Raw genomic sequence first — 20182 nt, forward strand, 5'->3', positions numbered from 1 at the left:
CGTCTCCCGAGGTCAGCCGACGGCGGCGTCGACGGCGCGTTCGAACGGGTGGGAGAATCCGAGCCGTGCGGCGATGCTGGACAGCACCTCGTCCGGCAGCAGATCGAGGTCGCCGGACAGCGCCCCCAGCTCCATTTCGTCGAGCCCGAGGTCGGCGAAGATGGACAGATCTCCCGCCGGGTACACGCCGTCGAGATCCTCCTCGTCGGCCTCCGGCACGGGTACGTCGAGGTATTCGAGGACCTGGCGCGCGAGTGACCAATCCCACGCCGCCGTGATGTCCGAGAGGAAGACGCTCACCCGTTCACCGAAAACCCGTAACACCACAAAGAAGTCATCCCCTACCGCGACCATGCCAATCGTGGTGCCCATGCTCGGCGTCTGGCGGAGGGCTTGGACGAGTCCGCGCAGGTCGGAGGTGAGCGCCACCGGAAGCATCTCGGCCTCCCAATGGTCATCCTCGCGGTAGACCACGATGGCGAAGTCAAGCGCGTCTTCGTCGTCTGTCATCGTCATCTCCACCGGCACCGTCCTCACATCACGCAATCGTCGCAGACTCGACGTTCCGCCGCCCGCCGGTCACCCCAAATTGTGATCAAAAGAGTCAGGCGACGTCGAGGATCGGTCCAGGACACGGTAACTTTTCCTGCTATGGAGACCCTTGTCGTCGATCATCCGCTCGTCGCACACAAGCTGACCACTCTCCGTGACGTGCGGACCGACTCGCCGACGTTCCGCCGGCTCGCCGACGAACTGGTCACGCTCCTCGCCTATGAGGCCACCCGTGACGTCCGCGTGACCGACGTCACCGTGGAAACCCCGCTCACCACCGCCCACGGTGTGCGACTGGCCCGTCCGGCGCCGCTCGTCGTGCCGATCCTGCGCGCCGGGCTCGGCATGCTCGACGGCATGACCCGCATCCTGCCCACGGCCGAGGTCGGCTTCCTGGGCATGATCCGCGACGAGTCCACGTTGAAGGCCCAGACCTACGCCACCCGGCTGCCGGAGGATCTGTCCGGACGCCAGTGCTACGTGCTCGATCCGATGCTGGCCACCGGCGGCACACTGGCCGCGGCGGTCCGGTTCCTGTTCGACCGCGGAGCGCAGGACGTCACCGCCATCTGCCTCCTGGCCGCGCCCGAGGGGATCGCGCACATGGACGAGGCCTTCCGGGACTCTGGAAAACCGATCCGCGTGGTGACCGCCGCTCTCGACGAGCGGCTCAACGAGCAGGGCTACATCGTGCCCGGGCTCGGCGACGCCGGAGACCGCCTCTACGGCGTGGTCTGACCCGTACGGCCGATCGAGTCGCTCCGATCCGATCTCATGTCAGGGTGGCGAAGAACCGAGCCATCGAGTCGGCCGCGTCGACCATCGGGGTCCGATTCGGGGTGCCGTCTTGATCGGTACGGCTCGACCGGCGGAGGTTTGATCGAGGTCATCTGACCGGCTTGGTCCGATCTACCCCGGTAGCCATATTCCCCTGTCGTCTCGGCGACGACTCTCTGGTCGTGAATCCCCCGGTCACACCATCCGCAACTCGGTTACACTACGCGCTTATATGGGTACGTAGAGTTATGAAGACGTCTCTTCGTTTCCACGTGCCGTACGCCTGCCGGGTGTGTGTGTCGTGGTCGGCGGGGGTGCGGCGGACGGGGACGACGGCAGCGGTTGGTCATGGCTCGATGTTCGGCGGCTTCAACCGCTTTACCGAACCGGGCGGCTGGGTAATGTATAGGTCATGGGAGTGGTGACGGCGGTGCAAGCCAAGAAGGTCCTCAAGTGGGGGGCCATCGTCCTGGTGGCTTTCTACCTGTTGACAAGGCCGACTGATGCGGCCCGGACGGTCCACGGAGCGCTCAACGGCATGGTCAACGCGGCCAACTCGATGGCTCAGTTCTTCGCCACCCTGACATGAGACTCGTGACCCACGGGGACTCCGCCCCGTCGTCGGTCAACCGTTACCTCCTCCCCCACGAACACCAGGTCATCATGGTCAGGCGTCATCCTGCCGTGCTGCTCAGACCGGTCGCCGAGATCTTCGGTGGGCTGATCCTCGCGGGTCTGCTCAGCAAGTGGCTGGGCGACAGCGGTGCGGGCCAGGCCCTCGTCCTGGTCTGGTGGGCCTGGCTGCTGCTCCTCATCCGGTTCGTGTGGAAGGTCGCCGAGTGGTCGGTCGACTACTTCGTCGTGACCTCCTCCCGCATGCTCCTCACCACCGGTCTAATCACGCGCAAGGTCGCGATGATGCCCCTGAGCAAGGTCACCGACATGAGCTTCCAGCGCTCGCTCCTCGGCCGCATGCTCGGCTACGGCGAGTTCGTCATGGAGTCGGCCGGCCAGGATCAGGCGCTGCGTACCGTTACCTACATCCCCTACCCCGAGACCTTGTACCTCGAGGTCTGTCAGATGATCTTCCCCGGCAAGGACTCGGACGACGACTGATCCCCGTCGCGTCCATCCACTCACATCGACCGTGATCGAACCTTCACCTGGCGATTCTTGGTTGAGGGTTACACGATTCGGCGGCTTCATGCCATTATGGCCCCATCATTGACCATCCCCCGCCCTGAGAGATCAGATGCCGAGTCAGGGAACCATTGGTGACCGCGTCCGCGGATTGCGGTTGAGCAGGCGAATGTCCCAGGCCCAATTGGCCGGGCCCGACCTGTCGGACAGCTACGTCTCCCTCATCGAGTCCGGAAAGCGGACGCCCACTCCAGTCGTTGCGCGACTCCTCGCCGAGCGGCTCGGTTGCACCACTGAGTTCCTGCTCCACGGCATCGAGCCACGGCAGCGCATAGACACAGAGCTCGGCCTCCGACATGCCGAGCTCGAGCTTTATCACGGCGACCCCGCCACCGCCGCCGATCGCTTCGGCGACATCGTGAAGGCGGCGGGAGAGGACAACGCCGTGCTCGCCGCGCACGCACGCGTCGGTGTGGCCCGCGCACTCGAGGCGCAGGGAGACATCGGGCCTGCGGTCGAGGCATACGAACGGCTCCGCCGGGAGGCGGCGGCGCATCCCGAGCGCCTCGCCGACCTTCCCCTGGTGGTCTCGCTGTGCCGGTGCTACCAGCGGGCCGGCGACCGGCTGCGTGCCCAGGATCTGGGCGTCCACGCCCTCGACCAGGCCGACCGGCTCGGCATCACCGAGGGCGATCTCGCCGTGGAGTTGGCCCTCGCCCTGGTCGAGACCGAGACCGGCCTGCCGTACGTCGAGCGCGTGCTCGCGGCGACAGGGGTGCCCGAGACGGCCGTCGATCAGTCCTCCGAGGTGCTCGCCCTCTGGCAGGCCAGTGTGGCCGCCGCCGAGGGAGAGGACTCCGCGCTGGCCGTCCGCCTCGCGGAGGACGCCCTGTCGGCGGGGCGGACCGCCCGGATCGCGGTGCGCCGTGCGCGGATCGCCATGCACTGGGCGCGGATCACCGCCGACGTGGAAGACGCCGATTTGGACCGAGCCAACAACCTCGCGGCGTCGGCGGCCGATGTTTTCTCCGCGTTTCCCGGCGAACGGGCCGAGCACGCGCGCAGCCTCGTCGTGCTGAGTCATGTGCGCCTTCGCGGTGGCGACACGGAATCCGCAGTGAATCTCGCCGAACAGGCACTGGATCTGCTGGTCTCCATCCGTGGGACGACTGCCGCCACCGCGCATCTCGTGCTCGCCGAAGTCGCGTTGTCACGCTCCCACGACGCGGCTCCGGCACTGCGACGTGCCAGGGAGCTGCTCGACGGCGACGCGACCGCCCCCAGCAGGGAGACCGCGCAGGCCTGGCGCAGGCTCGGCGACCTGTGGGGACAGGCCGGTGACGTCGACCAGCAGGCCGGGGCATATCGTAGGGCCCTGGAAGCCGTGGGAATTCGTGTCCACATACCGGGCTCCACCACCTCTTCGGCGATGCTGATCGGATGAGCCTCCCGGGGGCCCCGGCGTTGGTCTGGAGGCTCTGGAATAATTAGGGTAGACCGGTCATTCCATCATGGGATGACCGGCACCCGAAGGAGGCTGAGTGTGAGTCTGCGGACGGCGCAGCGGGCGTCTCTCGTGGACCAGGTGATCGACCAGCTCAAGGAGCAGATCACCTCTGGTTCATGGCGGATGCATGCCAAGATCCCCACTGAGACGGTTCTCGCCGAGCAGCTCGGGGTCGGCCGCAACACCGTGCGCGAGGCGGTGCGGGCGCTGACCCATGCGGGGCTGCTGGAGTGCCGCCAGGGGGACGGAACCTACGTCCGGGCGACGAGCGAGCTGTCAGGCGCGATGGCTCGGCGGCTGCAAGCCGCCGAGCAGTTGGAGATCCTCGAGGTTCGGCGCGCGCTCGAAGTCGAGGCGGCGCGTCTCGCCGCCACCCGGCGCACCGACGAGGACGTGACCGCCATCGAGATCGCCCTGGGTGAGCGGGAGAAGGCCTGGGCGAACGGCGACCCCGAGAAGTTCGTCGAGGCGGATCTGGCGTTCCACGTGGCAGTCGTGGAGGCGACGCACAACAACGTCCTGATCGATCTTTACACCGACTTCTCGGCCGCACTTCGCGCGAGCATCGCGGCCGCGGGCGGTTCGCTGGAGCAGAACTACATCCCCCACGACTCCATCGTGCGGGCCATCGCCGCCGGGGATGCCGCAGCAGCGGAACGGGCCGGCCACGCGTGCATGGAGCACATCCTGATCGCGCTGACCGACACGCAGAGCCTGACCGCCTCCGCCTGAACCTCCCGATCCCCATCCGAACGACCGTCTCGCAGGCGCGGAACCCCAGAGAGGCCGGTCAGTCACTGCTGAGACCGGTCGCTGCGCCGGGAGGAAGCTCCGGTCCGCTGCGAAGCCCGCTGGTGCGGGCTTTCGCATGCGGTCCTCGCTCCCTCCCACTCCGCTCCCTCGATTCCGGCCCTGAGCCGACCGCGAAACTCACGGGCGCCGTCCGGGCGACCGGCAGCCATCTGGCGTGTTGAAAAAGTGCTGCCCGTCGCGATCAAGGCCCAGACGGATGCCTCGCAAGGCGGAGGAGAGCCCACAGCGGGAGCCATGGGTGAAGACGAGAACGCGGTGAGGCGCCGTCCGGGCGGCCTAGGTGAGCCGGAGGGACATCACCAGGTAGCGGAAGCCGGAATCGCCCTCGCCTGTGATCAGGGCGGGGCGGGTCGGCGAGTCCATGTACAGCCGTACGCGTTCGGTCTCGACTCCGTTCAGTCCGTCCAGCAGGTAGTGCGGCTGGAAGGCGATCTGGATGTCGTCCCCCGCCAGTTCGGCCTCGATGATCTCGGTTCCCCGGCCGATCTCCGCGCCGCCCGCCTGGATCCGCACGTGGTCCTGGGCGAACGCGAGCCGTACGGCCGTGTTGCGCTCGGCGACCAGCGCCACCCGCTTGACGGCCTCGACGAACGGGGCGACGGCCAGGTCGGCGTGGATCGCCCACTGCTGTGAGAGCCGCGACCGGTAGTCGATGAACTGCTCGTCGAGCAGCCTGACCGTTGTGGTGCGGCCATGGCTGGAGAAACCGGCGATGTTCTCGCCCAGCCCGATCGACACCTCGCCGCCGCGCAGTGCGCGTGCCACCTCGACCAGGACCCGTGCGGGCACCACCACGCCGTGCCGTTCGTCCTGTCGCTCGGGATGCCACAGGAAGTCCTCGGCGGCGATCCGATAGCGATCGGTGGCGGCCATCGTGACCTGGACGCCGTCGATGTCGACGCGGATGCCGGTGAGCATCGGCAGCGTCTCGTCCCGGCTCGCCGCAGCGGCCACGTGCCCCACAGCGGCAGCGAAGACGCCTCCACCCACCGCGCCGATCTTGGGGGGCATGAGCGGCAGGTTCGGGAAGTCCTCGTCCGGCAGCGTGAGCAGGCTGTACTCCAGGCTGCCGCAGCGCAGCACGGCCTCGGCACCGCTTCTGGCGATCTCGACAGGGCGGTCCGGCAGGCTCTTGGTGATCTCGACCAGCACCCGGCCCGGGATCAGCACGCGGCCGGGCTCGGCGACGTCGGCGTCGATCTGGGCACGGGCCGAGACATCGTAGTCGAAGGCCGAGACGTACAGGTCATCGGCGGCCTCGATCAGCAGTCCGGACAGCACCGGCAGGGCGGGCCTGCCCGGCAGCACACGGGCGGTCCAGGCCACGGCCTCGGCGAGCACGCTGCTGTTCACCTGGAATTTCACCCTGACCTCCTGCTCTCCCGCGCCACGTCTCGCTGCAACGGTAGCCCGCCGGGCCGACAGAAATGACCGGCGCGGGGGAAGACGGCCGTCCCGCCCCCGGAACTACCGGCGGTTCAGGAACGCCAGCACGGCGAGCACCCGGCGGTTGTCGTCATCGGAGGGGACCAGGCCGAGCTTGGTGAAGATGCCGGCGGTGTGCTTGCCGACCGCGCTCTCACTCAGATACAACCGCTGGCCGATCGCCGCGTTGGATCTTCCCTCCGCCATGAGTTCCAGCACGTCGCGCTCGCGCGGAGTGAGCCTGCTCAGCGGCTCGTTGCGTGCGTTGCTGGCGAGCAGCTTTGCGATGACCTCCGGGTCCATGGCCGTACCACCGGCGGCCACGCGGCGCACCGCGTCCACGAACTGCTCGCCGTTGAAGACGCGGTCCTTGAGCAGGTAGCCGATTCCACCCGAGCCGTCGGCCAGCAGTTCCCTGGCGTAGAGCTGCTCCACGTGCTGGGACAGCACGAGGATCGGCAGCCCCGGGATCCGCTCGCGTGCCGCCAGCGCCGCCTGCAGCCCCTCGTCGGTGAAGGTCGGCGGGAGCCGTACGTCGACGACGGCCACATCGGGATGATCGCGGATCAGGGCTTCGAGCAGATCCGGACCGGATTCGACGGCGGCGACCACGTCGAAGCCGTGTGCGCGGAGCAGATGGACCAGGCCCTCACGCAGGAGATGGAGATCCTCGGCGAGGACTACCCGCACGCTCCCTCCTCCGCACGCTTCTGCTGAGCGGTGAGCACCGCGGCAGCCGTGAACATGGTGCCTCCCATGAGAATCATCCCAACGATCACGGGCCACTGGAACGGCTCGGGGAGATGAAGGGCGAGGAACCACGACTTCTCGCGGACATCGAGGATCTTGAAGACCATCGGCACCAGTCCCTGCGGGAACAGGGGGAGCCAGCACAGCGTCCAGCCCACGGCGATCGTCACGCTCCGCCAGGTCGGCACCGGGGTCGCGACCGCGCCCAACGGCAGCTCGACGACCGCCGTCGTCGGGCCGCCGGGCGGGCTGTTCAGCGCGAGCACGCCGTCGAAAGCGGCGATCCTGCGCTCGATCCCGCTCAGGCCCGTGCCACGTGCCGGATCGGCCCCGCCCTGCCCGTCGTCCGTGACACTGATCCGCAGGTTGCCGCCACGCTGACTGATATCGATCCACGCCTCGGTGGCGTCGCCGTGCCGTACGGCGTTCGTGAGCAGCTCACTGATCGCGAAGTAAGCGGCCGACTCGACGGGGACCGGCGGCCGTCCCGGCAGGTCGACGGTCACCCGGGTGTGCAGCGGGCTGTCGAGGGCGAGAGCCCGTACGGCGTCGCCGAGGCCGCGCTCGGCGAGGACCGGCGGATGGATGCCCCGCACGACCTGGCGCAGCTCGTGCAGCGCGGTCACGGACGCCTCCCTGGCCTTGGTGAGCAGTGCCTTCGCCGCGTTCGGATCGGAGTCGACGAGTTGCTCGGCCGCGCCGATCGTCATGCCGATGGCGACCAGCCGCGCCTGAGCCCCGTCGTGCAGATCACGCTCGATCCGCCGCAGCTCGGCGGCCTGGGAGTCCACCACCTCGCCCCGAGTCCTGGCGAGGTGATCGACCCGCCGGGCCAGCCTGGCCTTCTCGGTCGGGGCGAGTAGGGAGTTGGCGATCTGCCCGTGGATGCGCACCCCCCACGGCGCCGTCCACGGCGCGGTGACCAGGGCCAGCCCGGCCCAGAGCAGGCCGACGTGCCAGTTTCCCCACACGACTTGCGCCGTGCCCGCCTCCGTGAACCGCACCATGCCGCCCCCGAGGCCGAAGAGGACGAGCAGCGCGGGAGCCCCGGCGAGCAGGCCACCGGACCAGAGACCGATCAGCAGGTAGGCGAGATCCCGCCAGGTGGCCGGATCGGTCGTCAGCCACTTCAGCCGGCGGTTGAACGCCGGTATCCGCGGCGTCCTGTAGAGGTTGCGTCCATCGCGGTACCACCCGTCCGCCTGAGGCACCGGCGGGAGCGGAGCCGGCCGGTACGGCTCCTCGATCTTCACGCCCGACCACTCGCGGGCCAGCCGCCGTTCCAGGCGGGTCGCCGCCCGCGTGAGCCGTACGGCGGGCGGGAACAGGAACACCAGCCCCAGACCGAAGCTGAGCGTCGCGGCCAGCAACATGACCGCGGCCACCGCCTGCCCGAGCACGGCAACGCAGAGGAGAGCCGTGCCCCTGGCCAGCGCCTGCAGAGTCACGCCGCCCGCCGTTCTCAACCGTACGAGATCCATCCGCCCACCTCTCCCCTGGCCAGTGTCGCCCAAGGCGAAGCCGCTGCGCAGTGCCCCTGGGCACCGTACGGGGGTGGGGATAAGTACACCCCGGCCGGGTCCCCAGCCGCATTCCCGTGCGGCCCTCCGGTTCCTAGCGTCGTAGTCATGCCGATCATCACTGTGGACAACCTTCGCAAGACGTACGGAACGCGGATGGCCGTCGAAGACGTCTCGTTCTCCGTGGACGAGGGCGAGATCTTCGGCATCGTCGGCCGCAACGGAGCCGGCAAGACGACGACGGTCGAATGCGTGGCCGGTCTGCGCACCCCGACGTCGGGGACCATCCGGGTGGAGGCCGACCTGAAGCAGCAGGTCGGGGTGCAGCTCCAGGACTGCTCGCTACCCGACAAGATCCGCGTCGGCGAGGCGCTACGCCTGTACGCCTCCTTCTACGCCCGGCCCGCCGACTGGCGCGCGCTGCTCGCGGAGACCGGCCTCGATCCGCGTACGGCCTTCGCGAAGCTGTCCGGCGGGCAGCGTCAGCGGCTGTCGATCGCGCTCGCCCTGGTCGGCGATCCGAAGATCGCGATCCTCGACGAGCTCACCACGGGTCTCGACCCCCAGGCCCGGCGGGACACCTGGGAGCTGATCGAGCGCATCAGGGAGCGCGGCGTGACCGTGATCCTGGTCACCCACTTCATGGAGGAGGTCGAGCGGCTGTGCGACCGCGTCGCGGTCATCTCTGCGGGCCGGGTCCTCGCGGTCGACACCCCGGCGGGACTCATCGCACGGGCGGGCGGCGAGCATCGGCTCACGTTCCGTACGCGCGAGCCCATCGACGGCCTGCCGGCGCTTCCCGAGGTGTCGGCCGTGACGCCGACCACGACGGCGGATGACGCCGTCGAGGTCGTGGTCACCGGCACCGGTGACCTGCTCACCGCGGTCATGGCCGTACTGCCCGCCTCGCTGATGTCCGACCTCCGCGTCGAGCGGACCACCCTCGACGACGCGTTCCTCACCCTCACCGGCCACCCTGCCGGGCACCTCGCCGCCCATTCCGCCGCTTAGGAGACAGACGACATGGCGACCATCACCACCACGGCCCGGCTCGCGGCCGTGGAGACGAAGCTCTTCCTGCGCGAACCCGTCGCGGTCTTCTTCGCCGTATTACTCCCCGTCGCGCTGCTGCTGGCCCTGGGCGGCTCGATCCCGGGGTTCCGCGAGCCCGACCCCGCGCTCGGCGGACAGCGGTTCATCGACGCGCTGTTCCCCGGCATGATGATCCTGCTCTCGATCGTGATGCTCGCGCTGAGCACGCTGCCGTCGGCCCTGGTCGTCTATCGGGAGCGGGGTGTGCTCCGGCGGATGTCCACCACCCCCGTACGGCCGGGCGCACTACTGGCGGCCCAACTACTGATCAATCTGGGCGTGGCGGTCGCCGCGACGGCCCTGACCCTCGTGCTCGGCCACCTGGTCCTCGACATACCGGCCCCCCGCGCGTTCTGGGCGTTCGCCGGGGTCTTCCTGCTCGGTTCGCCGGCCATGTTCGCCATCGGCCTCTGCCTCGCCGCGGTGTCGCCGAACTCCCGGGTCGTCCAGGGAGCGGGCGCCGCGGTGACGTTCCCACTGCTGTTCTTGGCCGGCATGTGGCTGCCGCGCCCGTTGATGCCCGAGGTCCTGGTCCGGATCAGCGACTTCACCCCGACGGGCGCGTTCGGCCAGGCACTCGCCGACACGCTCTCCGGGCAGGCCCCGCAGCCGCCGCACATCGCCGTACTCGCCGGATGGGCGGTGCTCTCCGGTCTCGCGGCGGCACGGCTGTTCCGCTGGGAATGACCGGCTCCGAGGGCCGGGCGTCCCGCCGGATCAGTGGGTGGCCATGTCCACGAACCGGCTGTAGTGGCCCTGGAAGGCGACCGTCACGGTCGCGGTGGGGCCGTTGCGGTGCTTGGCCACGATCAGGTCGGCCTCGCCCGCCCGGGGCGACTCGCGCTCGTACGCGTCCTCCCGGTGCAGCAGGATGACCATGTCCGCGTCTTGCTCAATCGACCCAGACTCCCGCAAATCCGACACCTGTGGGCGTTTGTCGGTGCGCTGCTCGGGACCACGGTTGAGCTGGGAGATCGCGATGACCGGGACCTCCAGCTCCTTGGCCAGCAGCTTGAGCGCACGGGAGATCTCGGAGACCTCCTGCTGGCGGCTCTCGGTCTTCTTGGGCGAGCTCATGAGCTGCAGATAGTCGACGATCACGAATCGGAGGTCGTGGCGCTGCTTGAGACGGCGGCACTTCGCCCGGATCTCCATCATCGACATGTTCGGGGAGTCGTCGATGAACAGCGGCGCGTCGGCCACCTCGCCCATCCGCCGGGCCAGCCGGGTCCAGTCGTCGTCGTTCATCAGGCCTGACCGCATGGTGTGCAGCGCCACCCGCGCCTCGGCCGACAGCAGTCGCATGGTGATCTCGTTGCGCGACATCTCCAGCGAGAAGATGACGGTCGCCAAACCATTCTTGATCGCCGCTGACCGGGCGAAGTCCAGGCCGAGAGTCGAATTATGCGTTGGAATGCATGTCTTGCCCGCCAAGTACATGTGGTCGGCGTTGTCCACCTCGACGCATCGAACCGGCACCGAGGGCACCCGCCGGACATCCACTATGTGCCGGACCCGCGTCTCCGGGTGTGCCCTCGTCACCTGCCTTTCGGCCTTCCATGACAAACCGAACGCCTTCTCCGCAGGCGTAAAGTCGATCATGTAGCGGGTGGACGACTCCGCGCTCCCGCCCTCGACGGCTCTCGTCCTCATCGTGGCCTTGTGGCCAAGGCTCAAGATCAGCTCGAAGGCGTCTTCCGCGAGCCGCTCGTTCGCGACCGCGAGCTGGACCTGGCCGCTCCGGCTCACATGACCGTCGGCGTCCAGGAGGCCGGCCAGTAGAGCCCGGCGCTGTCCTATGGAAGCGCGCAAATATCGCCCGGGTATGTGCTTGTCGCCGAGGACCCCGAGGCCGCGCAGAACCGCCTGAACGCCGCCACGGTGGTTTCGGCAGGCCCGGCATCGCCTTCCGCCGCTCGACGGGCCCCCGCAGCCGGCGCAGGCCGGGGCGGGCACCGGGTCCGGCACGATAGGTGCCTTCCCTCCGCAAGACCGACCAGCACACGTACGCGCCGACGTCGCCTTCGGCACGAAGAGCCTTCCGCGGACGACGCAGGCACACGCCGGCGGGGACAGAGGCTCTGGAAGCTCCAGGGAGTAGCCGACGCTCGACCCGTCGTGAGCGACCCGCAGACCTTCCGCTTCTACGCGCTCGATGATCTCAGGTTCGACGGTCGTGAGCCTTGCGCTCTCGCCATGTCCGCCACCCAGCCATAAGCCCAGAACGTAAGGCGAGAGCGGAAGATCCCGTTCGGGAAGATCGAAAGGCTCCGCGACGGCGACCGCGTGGATCGGCCGCTCGTCAGCCGATGCGCACCGCAGCGTCGCCGCGATCTCCTCAGTGGTCACGATGCCACCGTGGACGGCGGTCACGGCCGGGTCCTCGAGGCGGCACGCGCGCGCGTTCACAGCGCCGAAGAGCCGTCTACGGGAATGGACCGGCGTGTCCCACGCGCGGCTTCCGGCCGGGCCCCCGACCGAGCGAGGGGGCTTCCCCGCAGTTCCGGTCTCTTCCCGCACCGTGTGCGGCGCATGACGAATCTCCCTCCCCGCGACGGCGAGGGCTTTCTGATTCGCGACGAACTCGTCAGGTCTCGTCAGCGATGACGCGTAAACCTCCCGAACTCGATCCGGCGAGGCGGGCGGCCGGGTGCGTTCCTTCTCTGACCGCCGCCGTCGGGCGGCGCGCATGATCGTTCGCCACTGGTGCTGGGCGTCGGCCACGATCACGGTGCCGTCGCTGAACTCGACCTCGTAACAGGGCCTGCCGATCATCACATCCGTGGCCGCCACGACGCGGGTGGGAGCCCCATCGGCGCCGAGAAGACGATCGCCGACCTGAACCTCCCCCATGGTCGTCCAGCCGGTGGGTGTGGGCAGCGGCGTGTCGAGAGCAAGTGCCTTGCCGATCGCCGGTCTCGCGGCCACGACGATCATCTGGCCGGGGTGGAGGCCGTTGGTCAGCGCGTCGAGGTCCTGGAACCCGGTCGGAACCCCGACCATCTGGCCGCTGCGGCTGCCGATCGCCTCGATCTCGTCGAGGGCGCCCGGCATGATCTCCGAGAGCGGGAGATAGTCCTCGGAGGTACGCCGCTCGGTCACCTTGTAGATCTCGGCCTGCGCCCGGTCGACGAGATCGTCGACCTCCTCGCCCTGCCCGCCGTACCCGTAGGAGACGATCCGCGTGCCGGCCTCGATCAGCCGCCGCAGGATGGCCTGCTCCCGGACGATCTTCGCGTAGTAGCCGGCGTTGGCGGCCGTCGGAACGGTGGCGGTCAGCGTGTGGAGGTAGGCGCCGCCGCCCACCCGGGCGACCTCGCCGCGCCGCTGCAGCTCGTTGAACACGGTGACCGAGTCGGCGGGCTCACCCCTGCCGTAGAGATCGATGATCGCGTCGAAGATGATCTGGTGGGCCGGGCGGTAGAAGTCGTCGGCGCGCAGCACCTCGATCACGTCGGCGATGGCGTCCTTGGACAGCAGCATGCCGCCCAGCACCGACTGCTCGGCCTCGATGTTGCTCGGTGGCGTCCGCTCGAATGTCGAGTCCGATTCCCCGGGTCCCCCCGGGAAGTCGATCACGCTCACCTCACACCCCCCTGCCGGCCCACGTGCCGTACCCCGCCCCGCCCATCGGTTCCGGCTCGGTCCGTCAGTCTCTCGGGCCACGGGGCCCACGGCAACCTCGACTGTGGACAATGCTGTGGAAAAGATGTGCAGGTTCCGCCCTCTACGTGTGGGAACCCTGAGGACAGCCCTGTGGACAAGACTGCGGCCGACCGCGAAATTCCGGCCCGACCTGGGCTTTCTCCGTCCACCTCCTGTGGAGGAAAAAAACCAAGCCGGGCCGATACCGATCGAGCATGGCTCAGTAAGCCGCAAAATAGGTTCATGCCTCTTACCAACGAGCCGGCGGAGCCCACCGCGGAACGGGATCGGCGAGACCGCCGGGCCCACGACCGGGAGATCCTCAGGCTGGCCGTCCCGGCATTCGGGGCACTTGTGGCGGAACCGCTGTTCCTGCTCACCGACTCCGTCATCGTCGGTCACCTTCCCGACCCTGCGCTCGGCGCGCTCGGCGTGGCCAGCGCGGCCCTGACCGCCCTGGTGGGCCTGTGCGTGTTCCTCGCGTACGCGACCACGGCGTCGGTCGCCCGGCAGGTGGGGGCTGGGGACATCCGGCAGGCGATGCGCCAGGGCATCGACGGTCTGTGGTTGGCTGCCGCGATCGGCGTGATCGTCAGTGCGGCGTGCTGGCCTCTTGCACCCTTTATCGTACACCTGTTCGGTGCCACGGGGGAGCTCGCCGCGCAGGCCGTCACCTATCTGCGCGTCAGCCTTCTCGGCATCCCGGCCATGCTGCTCGTGCTGGCGGGCACCGGCGTGCTGCGCGGCATGCAGGACACCCGGACTCCACTGGTCGTGTCCGTGGCCTCGTTCACGCTGAACGGCCTGCTCAACCTCTGGTTCGTCTTCGGGCTCGGCTGGGGCATCGCCGGTGCCGCGTGGGGAACGGTGGCCGCGCAGACCCTGGCCGCGGCGGTCTATCTGGTGATGGTCGTACGGGCCGCCCGCAGGCACGGCGCCGGGCTGTGGCCGGACCTCACCGGCGTCAAGACCGCGGGAACCGCCGGTTTCGCCCTGGTCGTCCGTACGGCCTGCCTGCAGGCGGTGCTCCTCGTGGCCACGTCGATCGCCACGAGGATGGGCGAGGACCAGATCGGGGCGCACACCATCGCCCTGCGGATCTGGACGTTCCTCGCTTTCGCCCTCGACGCGATCGCGATCGCCGGACAGGCGATCACCGGGCGGACGCTGGGCGCCGGGGACGTGGCCGCCACACGGGCGGCGACCGAGCGCATGGTGCGGTGGGGTGTGGCCTGCGGCGTGGTGTTCTGCGGCGCCGTGCTGCTGGTCCGGCCGCTCGTCCCGGGACTGTTCGACGCCGACGCGGGGGTCACCGCGCACCTGCTGGCCGTGCTGTGGCCGGTGGCGCTCTTCCAGCCGGTCGCCGGCGTCGTATTCGTGCTTGACGGGGTGCTCATCGGCGCGGGCGACCAGCGGTACCTGGCCTGGGCCGGCCTGTGGGCCACCCTCGCCTACCTGCCGTTCGCCGTGCTCGCCGGGGTGGCCGGCAGCATGGTCGCGCTCTGGCTCGCGCTCGGCGCGTGGATGGTCGCCCGAATGGTCACGCTGGGAGCACGGGCGTACGGCACGGCCTGGCTGGTCACCGGGGCGTGACCCCGGTCTTCTCCCCACGACCACGGGGAGATCCCCCCCAGACCTCCGTGGTGATCTTGCAAATGCTCGCACCCTGCACCCCCGGCCTGGAGTGCGACCATCCGTGATCTTGCAGATACTCGCACAGAGCCCTTCCCACCTGGCAAAACACCATCCGTGATCTTGCACTCGGCCGACCCCGAAATACCGAAAGCCCCTCACCGAGGATCGGTGAGGGGCCAGGTGGCGATCAGATCGTGTTCACGAACACGTCCGAGAGAAGATCAGCCGGCGAGGACCTCGACGTCGAGGTTGGCGACGACCTCCGGGTGCAGCCGGACGCTGATGCGGTGGGTGCCGACGCTCTTGATCGCGTTTTCGATCACGATGCGGCGCCGGTCGAGCTGCGGACCGCCGGCGGCCTTGACCGCCTCGGCGATGTCGCCCGTGGTGACCGAGCCGAACAGCCGGCCCGCCTCGCCCGCGCGCGTCCTGAGCCTGACCTTGAGCCCGCCGAGCCGGCCGGCGACCTCCTGGGCCGAACCCAGGTCACGGATCTCGCGAGCGGCACGCGCATTCTTTATCGAGGCGATCTGCGACTCGGCGCCGCGGGTCCAGCGGATGGCGAATCCACGGGGGACCAGGTAGTTGCGGCCGTAGCCGTCCTTAACCTCGACCACATCGCCGGGAGCCCCGAGACCGGAGACCTCAGTGGTGAGAATCAGCTTCATTTCCTGGGTCTCCTTTCTCAGCGCGCCGTGCTCGTGTAAGGCAGCAGGGCCATCTCACGGGCGTTCTTGATGGCGGTGGCCACGTCGCGCTGGTGCTGGGTGCAGTTGCCCGTCACCCGGCGGGCACGGATCTTGCCGCGGTCGGAGATGAACTTCCGAAGCAGCGCCGTGTCCTTGTAGTCGACGTGGGAAATCTTGTCATGGCAGAAGAGGCAAACCTTCTTCTTGGGCTTGCGCACTGCCGGCTTGGCCATCGTGGTGCTCCTTTCAGAGCCCCGCATGACGCGGGAATGGTCGCTCGGATTATCTGGATGTACTGGAGGCGAGAAGGGCGGTGATCAGAAGGGCGGTTCGTCGCTGAAGTCGCCGCCGAAGCCGCCACCGCCACCGCCGCCCTGAGGAGCGCCGAAGCCGCCGCCACCACCGCCGCCACCGCCCTGGCCGTAGCCCTGCGGAGCGGGGGTCGCGGTGGCCCAGGGGTCGTTCGCCGGGCCGCCACCGAAGCCGCCGCCCTGACGGGAGGTCTTGTTGACCTTCGCCGTGGCGTTACGCAGCGACGGGCCGACCTCGTCGACCTCGACCTCGTAGACCGTGCGCTTCTCGCCTTCCTTGGTCTCGTACGACCGTTGACGCAGCCGTCCCTGCACGATGACCCGCATGCCGCGCTGCAGCGTCTCGGCGACGTTCTCCGCCGCCTGCCGCCACACGTTGCAGGTGAGGAACAGCCCCTCGCCGTCCTTCCACTCGTTGGTCTGCCTGTCGAGGTATCGCGGAGTGGATGCGATGCGGAACCGGGCCACGGCTTGCCCCGTAGGGGTGAAGCGCAGCTCGGGGTCGTCGACAAGGTTGCCGACGATGGTGATCTGGGTATCGCCTGCTGCCATCGGTCGCTTTAGCCTTCCTATCCCGTGCGCTGAGCGTCAAGGGCCCAGCGTACGGCCACCGCCCGACAAACGTGGCGGGCTCGGCGGCACCGGTCAGTGGAGCTCGGGCCGCATGACCTTCGTGCGGAGGATGCCCTCGTTCAGGTTCAGCTGGCGGTCCAGCTCCTTCACGGTGGCGGGCTCGGCGGTCAGGTCGACGACTGCGTAGATGCCCTCGGACTTCTTCGCGATGTCGTAGGCCAGCCGGCGGCGTCCCCACACGTCGACCTTCTCCACGGTGCCGCCGTCGTTGCGTACGACGGCCAGGAACTGGTCGAGCGAGGGCTGCACGGTGCGCTCATCGAGGGACGGGTCGAGGATGACCATCATCTCGTAACGACGCATGCTGAATCCAACCTCCTCTGGACTCTTGCGGTCACGACGCCTTGCCGTGACAGGAGGATCCGTCGCGCGGGTCGGTGACTCGTACTTCCCGTCACCCATACCACGTGCGGTCTGTCAAGGCTACCAGCCCTTGGCCGTACGCCATCCTGAGCCCACACTGGTAGGTGAGCCATACCCAAAGGTAAGAGGGGGTGTCTCTGATGAGACAGGTCACCCGCCCTGCCCGGCGGCCGTACCCGCGCTTGACTCTCAACGCGGACGGCGCGCGGCATCCGTTGACGAACTTCCTGGCGGTCACCACGCTCATACTCGGCATCGCGGCCTTCGTCACCGGATTCATCGTGAACAGCCACGTCTTCGCGTCCTGGGTGGGCGTGATCGGGTTCTGGGGCGGCTTCTACGTGCAGTACATCTCGGTGACCACGGCCCAGCGATGCCTCATCATCGCGGGGATCGTGATGTCGTTCGTGGGGATGGCATTGGGGATCGCGCACGGCGGTTTCGTTCCAGGCGTCTGACCCGGGAACGGGGCCGCCGGGCCCGTCGGCCGCCGACGTCCTGTCAGCCGCCGACGTGCAGGTCCACACCCAGAAGGATCAGGAACCACAGGAAGATCGCCAGGAGGGCCTGTGCGACCTGCTTGAGCAGGGTCGGGGTGAGGTAGTGGTGGACCCACGCCACGTAGACGCCGACCACGAGGTAGATGAGTAGCAGGAAGCTGCTCAGCCGATATCTCACGCTCGTCTCCTTAGTATCATCGGCGTATCCGCCGGCACGGAGCGGGTGAGCAGGCGACTGCCCTCATGTGCCTTAGTGAAACGTTCGCGAAACCGCTCGGCGTCCGAAGGGAATCCGATCCGGCGGACCGGTCAGGGCAGCGGCGCGCCTCCAGTCGGGAACCACCAGTCCAGCACCTTCAGTCAGGACCTTCAGTTCAACACCTTCAGTCAGCACCTTCAGTTGGACACCTTCAGTTCAACGCCACCGGTCGAACGCCCGTGGGCGAACCTCCAAGATGAACGGGGAAGAAGTGACGACGTCACAGCGATCACAGCGCATCGGCGCCCATGTCGACTCCGACGATCCGCTGGCCCACGCGGCCGCCAGGAACGCCGACGTCGTGCAGTTCTTCCTCGGCGACCCACAGGGGTGGAAGGGCCCGGTCGTCCCGGCCTCCGCCGCCGCGCTGCGCGACTCGGACGTGGACGTCTACATCCACGCGCCGTACGTGATCAACGTCGCGACGGCCAACAACCGGATCAGGATCCCCAGCCGCAAGCTTCTCGACGGCCATCTGAAGGCCGCCGCCTCCATCGGCGCTAAGGGGCTGATCGTCCACGGCGGGCACGTCAACGCGGGCGACGATCCGCAGGTCGGATTCGACAACTGGCGCAAGGTCTTCGAGCGCATCGAGTGCGAGATCCCCGTGCTGATCGAGAACACGGCGGGCGGCGGCAACGCCATGGCGCGCAAGCTCGACCGCATCGCCCGGCTCTGGGACGCGGCGACCTCGGGGGCCCCCGACCCCTCGGTCGTCGGTTTCTGCCTCGACACCTGCCACTTCCACGCGGGCGGCGAGGAGCTCGTGGGGCTGGTCGACCGGGTGAAGGCGATCACCGGGCGGATCGACCTCATCCACTGCAACGACTCCAGGGACGCCTTCGACTCCGGCGCCGACCGTCACGCCAACATCGGGGCCGGCCAGATCGACCCCGAGCACATCCTCGAGGTCTGCCGGGCGGCCGAGGCTCCGATCGTGGTCGAGACGCCGACCGAGGGCCAGGCCGACGACATCGCCTTCCTACGCAAGAACCTTTGACCTCACCCCCACCCCCCACCCCCCACCCCCCACCCCCACCCGTGATCTTGCACTTTCTCGCAGATTTCACCTCTGACCTGCGGGAATCGGTTTCGTGATCTTGCAGATTCTTGCAGACGTACCGTCCGACCTGGGCCCATGCATTCGCTGATCTTGCAGTGGCCAGTGCAAGATCACGAAAGATGTTTTCGCTGCTCAGCGAGCACGCCTGCGAGAAACTGCAAGATCAGCAACGTAAAGCGCCTGGCACTGGCCCCGCGTGCGAGCAATCACAAGATCACGACGCGGGTGGGGGGTGGGGGGGTGGGGGGTTGTCCACAGGGTGTGGATGAAGTTGGTGGATTGCGGAGCTCACCGAGTGGGTAAGAGTTCAGCCCGCTCCCGTGTGGTGGCGTCCGCCCTGCGCCGTCGGGTGCCGCGCCACAGCTGGGTGAACGACACGATCGCCGCGGCCAAGAGCACCAGATTGCGGGCGACCAGCACGAGGGTTCCGGGCAGGTCGCCGTGCCAGCTGTAGTCCTCCTCCACCCAGGGGTACATGATCCCCGTGAGCAGGGCAGCGACCAGCACGAGCCAGGCGGTCGGCCGCTGGCTCGCCCCCTGTCGTCCCGCCGGCACGGCCAGCACGACCGCCGCGACCCCGATCACCCAGATGAGGTACTGCGGCGACAGAACCCTGCTGGTCAGCACGAGGAAGAGTACGGCGGTCAGCGCCGCGTCGTAGAACGTCCTGGCGGTCGGGGCCGCGCGCAGCCACCACACCGCGAGCAGCGCCAGCGCCACCGGGGTCGCGACCAGGCTCACCCGCTCCGCCGTCCCGACACCCTGCCCCACGAGCTCCATCGCGCCGTGCTGATAAGTGGTGAAGCCGTCCCACCAGCCCAGCGCCCGGGCCAGCGCGAACGGCGTCGCCGCCAACGACTCGACCTGCAGCCCGCGCTCCTGCTGCGCGGTCAGGAAGTCGAGCGCGTGCGGCATCGCCAGCACGGCGACACCGCACCCGGCCACCGAGATCGCGAGCATCGCCCCGGAGGTGGTCAGCAGCTCGCGCCAGCGCCGTAGCCCGGCGAGCAGCGCGACCGGCCACGCCTTGATGATGAGCCCGACCCCGATCAACGCCCCTCGTACGGCCGGATCCGCCGACGCCGTCAGCGCCATCACCGCGACGACGGTGACCATCAGGTCATATCTGGAGATCAGCAGCGGCCCGAGCAATGCGGCCCCGACGGTCCAGGCCCAAAGACCCGTTCTCTTGCTCCCATGGCGTACGGAGAACCGCCACAGCAGCAGCAGGATGCCCAGGTCGCACAGGATGGCGATCAGATGGAACCCGGTCCGATAACCGAACGGGAGCAGGTGCGGCGCGAGCATCGGCAGCGCGGCGAACGGCGGATACTGCCACTTCTCGTCCCCCGCCGGGAACTCCCCGCCCAGCAGCACCTGCGACCAGTCGTAGTAAAGCCTGACGTCGTTGACGAAGGACGTCTCGTGACCGACCGGGATGACCTGCGTAGCGGAGAGGAACAGCACCGTCCGGGTGAGCGCCCACACGCTCAGCACCGGCCACGGAA

Annotated in this window: 21 protein-coding genes; 10 read left to right on the forward strand and 11 right to left on the reverse strand. The window is 68.5% G+C overall.

Annotation, left to right across the window (positions count from 1 at the left end; genetic code table 11):
* Nucleotides 1-12: 12 nt before the first annotated feature.
* Nucleotides 13-516, reverse strand: coding sequence for a tRNA adenosine deaminase-associated protein (locus ACQP1K_RS28425; protein WP_433498751.1), 504 nt, complete (start codon nucleotides 514-516; stop codon nucleotides 13-15).
* A gap of 135 nt (nucleotides 517-651) precedes the next feature.
* On the opposite strand from ACQP1K_RS28425, the gene upp reads away from it, so the two are divergent.
* The 5 genes from upp (at nucleotide 652) to ACQP1K_RS28450 (ending at nucleotide 4708) form a co-directional block, all read left to right on the forward strand.
* Nucleotides 652-1290, forward strand: a complete 639-nt coding sequence (gene upp / locus ACQP1K_RS28430; RefSeq protein WP_433498752.1) for a uracil phosphoribosyltransferase — start codon at nucleotides 652-654, stop codon at nucleotides 1288-1290.
* A gap of 451 nt (nucleotides 1291-1741) precedes the next feature.
* Entirely contained in the window at nucleotides 1742-1918 is a 177-nt protein-coding gene (locus tag ACQP1K_RS28435; protein WP_160330451.1) for a hypothetical protein, read from the forward strand.
* Nucleotides 1915-2445, forward strand: a complete 531-nt coding sequence (locus ACQP1K_RS28440) for a PH domain-containing protein (protein ID WP_433498753.1) — start codon at nucleotides 1915-1917, stop codon at nucleotides 2443-2445. The genes ACQP1K_RS28435 and ACQP1K_RS28440 overlap by 4 nt, the downstream gene beginning before the upstream one ends.
* A gap of 181 nt (nucleotides 2446-2626) precedes the next feature.
* Nucleotides 2627-3913 (forward strand): helix-turn-helix domain-containing protein, encoded by a 1287-nt coding sequence (locus tag ACQP1K_RS28445; protein ID WP_433498754.1) that lies wholly within the window; start codon nucleotides 2627-2629, stop codon nucleotides 3911-3913.
* A 99-nt stretch (nucleotides 3914-4012) separates the two neighbouring features.
* Nucleotides 4013-4708, forward strand: a complete 696-nt coding sequence (locus ACQP1K_RS28450) for a FadR/GntR family transcriptional regulator (protein ID WP_433498755.1) — start codon at nucleotides 4013-4015, stop codon at nucleotides 4706-4708.
* Nucleotides 4709-5065: 357 nt separating this feature from the next.
* On the opposite strand, the gene dnaN is transcribed toward ACQP1K_RS28450, so the two are convergent.
* From dnaN to ACQP1K_RS28465, 3 genes are all read right to left on the reverse strand, one after another.
* Nucleotides 5066-6154 carry a DNA polymerase III subunit beta gene (gene dnaN, locus ACQP1K_RS28455; protein WP_433498756.1) on the reverse strand — a complete coding sequence of 363 codons (1089 nt, stop codon included), beginning with the start codon at nucleotides 6152-6154 and terminating at the stop codon, nucleotides 5066-5068.
* A 102-nt stretch (nucleotides 6155-6256) separates the two neighbouring features.
* The gene (locus ACQP1K_RS28460; RefSeq protein ID WP_433498757.1) at nucleotides 6257-6904 is read right to left on the reverse strand and encodes a response regulator; all 648 of its coding nucleotides are present in this window, start codon (nucleotides 6902-6904) and stop codon (nucleotides 6257-6259) included.
* A complete protein-coding gene (locus ACQP1K_RS28465) occupies nucleotides 6895-8445 on the reverse strand; it encodes a histidine kinase (RefSeq protein WP_433498758.1) in 1551 nt (516 codons plus the stop codon). Before ACQP1K_RS28465 ends, ACQP1K_RS28460 begins: the two co-directional genes overlap by 10 nt.
* Nucleotides 8446-8592: 147 nt before the next feature.
* On the opposite strand from ACQP1K_RS28465, the gene ACQP1K_RS28470 reads away from it, so the two are divergent.
* A complete protein-coding gene (locus tag ACQP1K_RS28470) occupies nucleotides 8593-9495 on the forward strand; it encodes an ABC transporter ATP-binding protein (protein ID WP_433498759.1) in 903 nt (300 codons plus the stop codon).
* Nucleotides 9496-9507: 12 nt separating this feature from the next.
* Nucleotides 9508-10263, forward strand: a complete 756-nt coding sequence (locus ACQP1K_RS28475; RefSeq protein ID WP_433498760.1) for an ABC transporter permease — start codon at nucleotides 9508-9510, stop codon at nucleotides 10261-10263.
* Nucleotides 10264-10293: 30 nt separating this feature from the next.
* Here the strand turns inward: ACQP1K_RS28475 and dnaB are convergent, their stop codons facing one another.
* Nucleotides 10294-13059, reverse strand: coding sequence for a replicative DNA helicase (gene dnaB, locus ACQP1K_RS28480; RefSeq protein WP_433501668.1), 2766 nt, complete (start codon nucleotides 13057-13059; stop codon nucleotides 10294-10296).
* A 405-nt stretch (nucleotides 13060-13464) separates the two neighbouring features.
* On the opposite strand from dnaB, the gene ACQP1K_RS28485 reads away from it, so the two are divergent.
* Nucleotides 13465-14814, forward strand: a complete 1350-nt coding sequence (locus tag ACQP1K_RS28485) for an MATE family efflux transporter (RefSeq protein WP_433498761.1) — start codon at nucleotides 13465-13467, stop codon at nucleotides 14812-14814.
* Nucleotides 14815-15077: 263 nt separating this feature from the next.
* Here ACQP1K_RS28485 and rplI read toward each other — a convergent pair whose 3' ends face one another.
* From rplI to rpsF, 4 genes are all read right to left on the reverse strand, one after another.
* A complete protein-coding gene (gene rplI / locus ACQP1K_RS28490; RefSeq protein WP_433498762.1) occupies nucleotides 15078-15524 on the reverse strand; it encodes a 50S ribosomal protein L9 in 447 nt (148 codons plus the stop codon).
* 17 nt (nucleotides 15525-15541) lie between these two features.
* Nucleotides 15542-15778, reverse strand: coding sequence for a 30S ribosomal protein S18 (gene rpsR, locus ACQP1K_RS28495; RefSeq protein ID WP_055480338.1), 237 nt, complete (start codon nucleotides 15776-15778; stop codon nucleotides 15542-15544).
* Nucleotides 15779-15862: 84 nt separating this feature from the next.
* A complete protein-coding gene (locus ACQP1K_RS28500; protein WP_433498763.1) occupies nucleotides 15863-16408 on the reverse strand; it encodes a single-stranded DNA-binding protein in 546 nt (181 codons plus the stop codon).
* 93 nt (nucleotides 16409-16501) lie between these two features.
* Entirely contained in the window at nucleotides 16502-16792 is a 291-nt protein-coding gene (gene rpsF, locus ACQP1K_RS28505) for a 30S ribosomal protein S6 (RefSeq protein ID WP_055480340.1), read from the reverse strand.
* A gap of 200 nt (nucleotides 16793-16992) precedes the next feature.
* Here rpsF and ACQP1K_RS28510 point away from each other — a divergent pair, with 200 nt between their 5' ends.
* Complete coding sequence (locus ACQP1K_RS28510; RefSeq protein WP_433498764.1) at nucleotides 16993-17310, forward strand: hypothetical protein; 318 nt, start codon at nucleotides 16993-16995, stop codon at nucleotides 17308-17310.
* Between the two features lie 43 nt (nucleotides 17311-17353).
* On the opposite strand, the gene ACQP1K_RS28515 is transcribed toward ACQP1K_RS28510, so the two are convergent.
* A complete protein-coding gene (locus tag ACQP1K_RS28515) occupies nucleotides 17354-17530 on the reverse strand; it encodes a hypothetical protein (protein ID WP_162842202.1) in 177 nt (58 codons plus the stop codon).
* A 292-nt stretch (nucleotides 17531-17822) separates the two neighbouring features.
* On the opposite strand from ACQP1K_RS28515, the gene ACQP1K_RS28520 reads away from it, so the two are divergent.
* The gene (locus tag ACQP1K_RS28520; protein ID WP_433498765.1) at nucleotides 17823-18611 is read left to right on the forward strand and encodes a deoxyribonuclease IV; all 789 of its coding nucleotides are present in this window, start codon (nucleotides 17823-17825) and stop codon (nucleotides 18609-18611) included.
* 351 nt (nucleotides 18612-18962) lie between these two features.
* Here ACQP1K_RS28520 and ACQP1K_RS28525 read toward each other — a convergent pair whose 3' ends face one another.
* On the reverse strand, nucleotides 18963-20171 hold the full coding sequence (locus ACQP1K_RS28525) for a glycosyltransferase 87 family protein (protein ID WP_433498766.1): 1209 nt from the start codon (nucleotides 20169-20171) through the stop codon (nucleotides 18963-18965).
* Nucleotides 20172-20182 lie beyond the last annotated feature (11 nt).

This window comes from Sphaerimonospora sp. CA-214678 (assembly GCF_050942215.1).
In the GTDB taxonomy this organism is placed as follows: domain Bacteria; phylum Actinomycetota; class Actinomycetes; order Streptosporangiales; family Streptosporangiaceae; genus Sphaerimonospora.

Excerpts from the sequence above, each read along its gene's own strand:
- ACQP1K_RS28425 (WP_433498751.1), bottom strand. The coding sequence starts at position 516 with ATGACGATGACAGACGACGAAGACGCGCTTGACTTCGCCATCGTGGTC.
- upp (WP_433498752.1), top strand. The coding sequence starts at position 652 with ATGGAGACCCTTGTCGTCGATCATCCGCTCGTCGCACACAAGCTGACC.
- ACQP1K_RS28435 (WP_160330451.1), top strand. The coding sequence starts at position 1,742 with ATGGGAGTGGTGACGGCGGTGCAAGCCAAGAAGGTCCTCAAGTGGGGG.
- ACQP1K_RS28440 (WP_433498753.1), top strand. The coding sequence starts at position 1,915 with ATGAGACTCGTGACCCACGGGGACTCCGCCCCGTCGTCGGTCAACCGT.
- ACQP1K_RS28465 (WP_433498758.1), bottom strand. The coding sequence starts at position 8,445 with ATGGATCTCGTACGGTTGAGAACGGCGGGCGGCGTGACTCTGCAGGCG.
- ACQP1K_RS28470 (WP_433498759.1), top strand. The coding sequence starts at position 8,593 with ATGCCGATCATCACTGTGGACAACCTTCGCAAGACGTACGGAACGCGG.
- ACQP1K_RS28475 (WP_433498760.1), top strand. The coding sequence starts at position 9,508 with ATGGCGACCATCACCACCACGGCCCGGCTCGCGGCCGTGGAGACGAAG.
- dnaB (WP_433501668.1), bottom strand. The coding sequence starts at position 13,059 with ATGCTGCTGTCCAAGGACGCCATCGCCGACGTGATCGAGGTGCTGCGC.
- ACQP1K_RS28485 (WP_433498761.1), top strand. The coding sequence starts at position 13,465 with ATGCCTCTTACCAACGAGCCGGCGGAGCCCACCGCGGAACGGGATCGG.
- rplI (WP_433498762.1), bottom strand. The coding sequence starts at position 15,524 with ATGAAGCTGATTCTCACCACTGAGGTCTCCGGTCTCGGGGCTCCCGGC.
- rpsR (WP_055480338.1), bottom strand. The coding sequence starts at position 15,778 with ATGGCCAAGCCGGCAGTGCGCAAGCCCAAGAAGAAGGTTTGCCTCTTC.
- ACQP1K_RS28500 (WP_433498763.1), bottom strand. The coding sequence starts at position 16,408 with ATGGCAGCAGGCGATACCCAGATCACCATCGTCGGCAACCTTGTCGAC.
- rpsF (WP_055480340.1), bottom strand. The coding sequence starts at position 16,792 with ATGCGTCGTTACGAGATGATGGTCATCCTCGACCCGTCCCTCGATGAG.
- ACQP1K_RS28510 (WP_433498764.1), top strand. The coding sequence starts at position 16,993 with ATGAGACAGGTCACCCGCCCTGCCCGGCGGCCGTACCCGCGCTTGACT.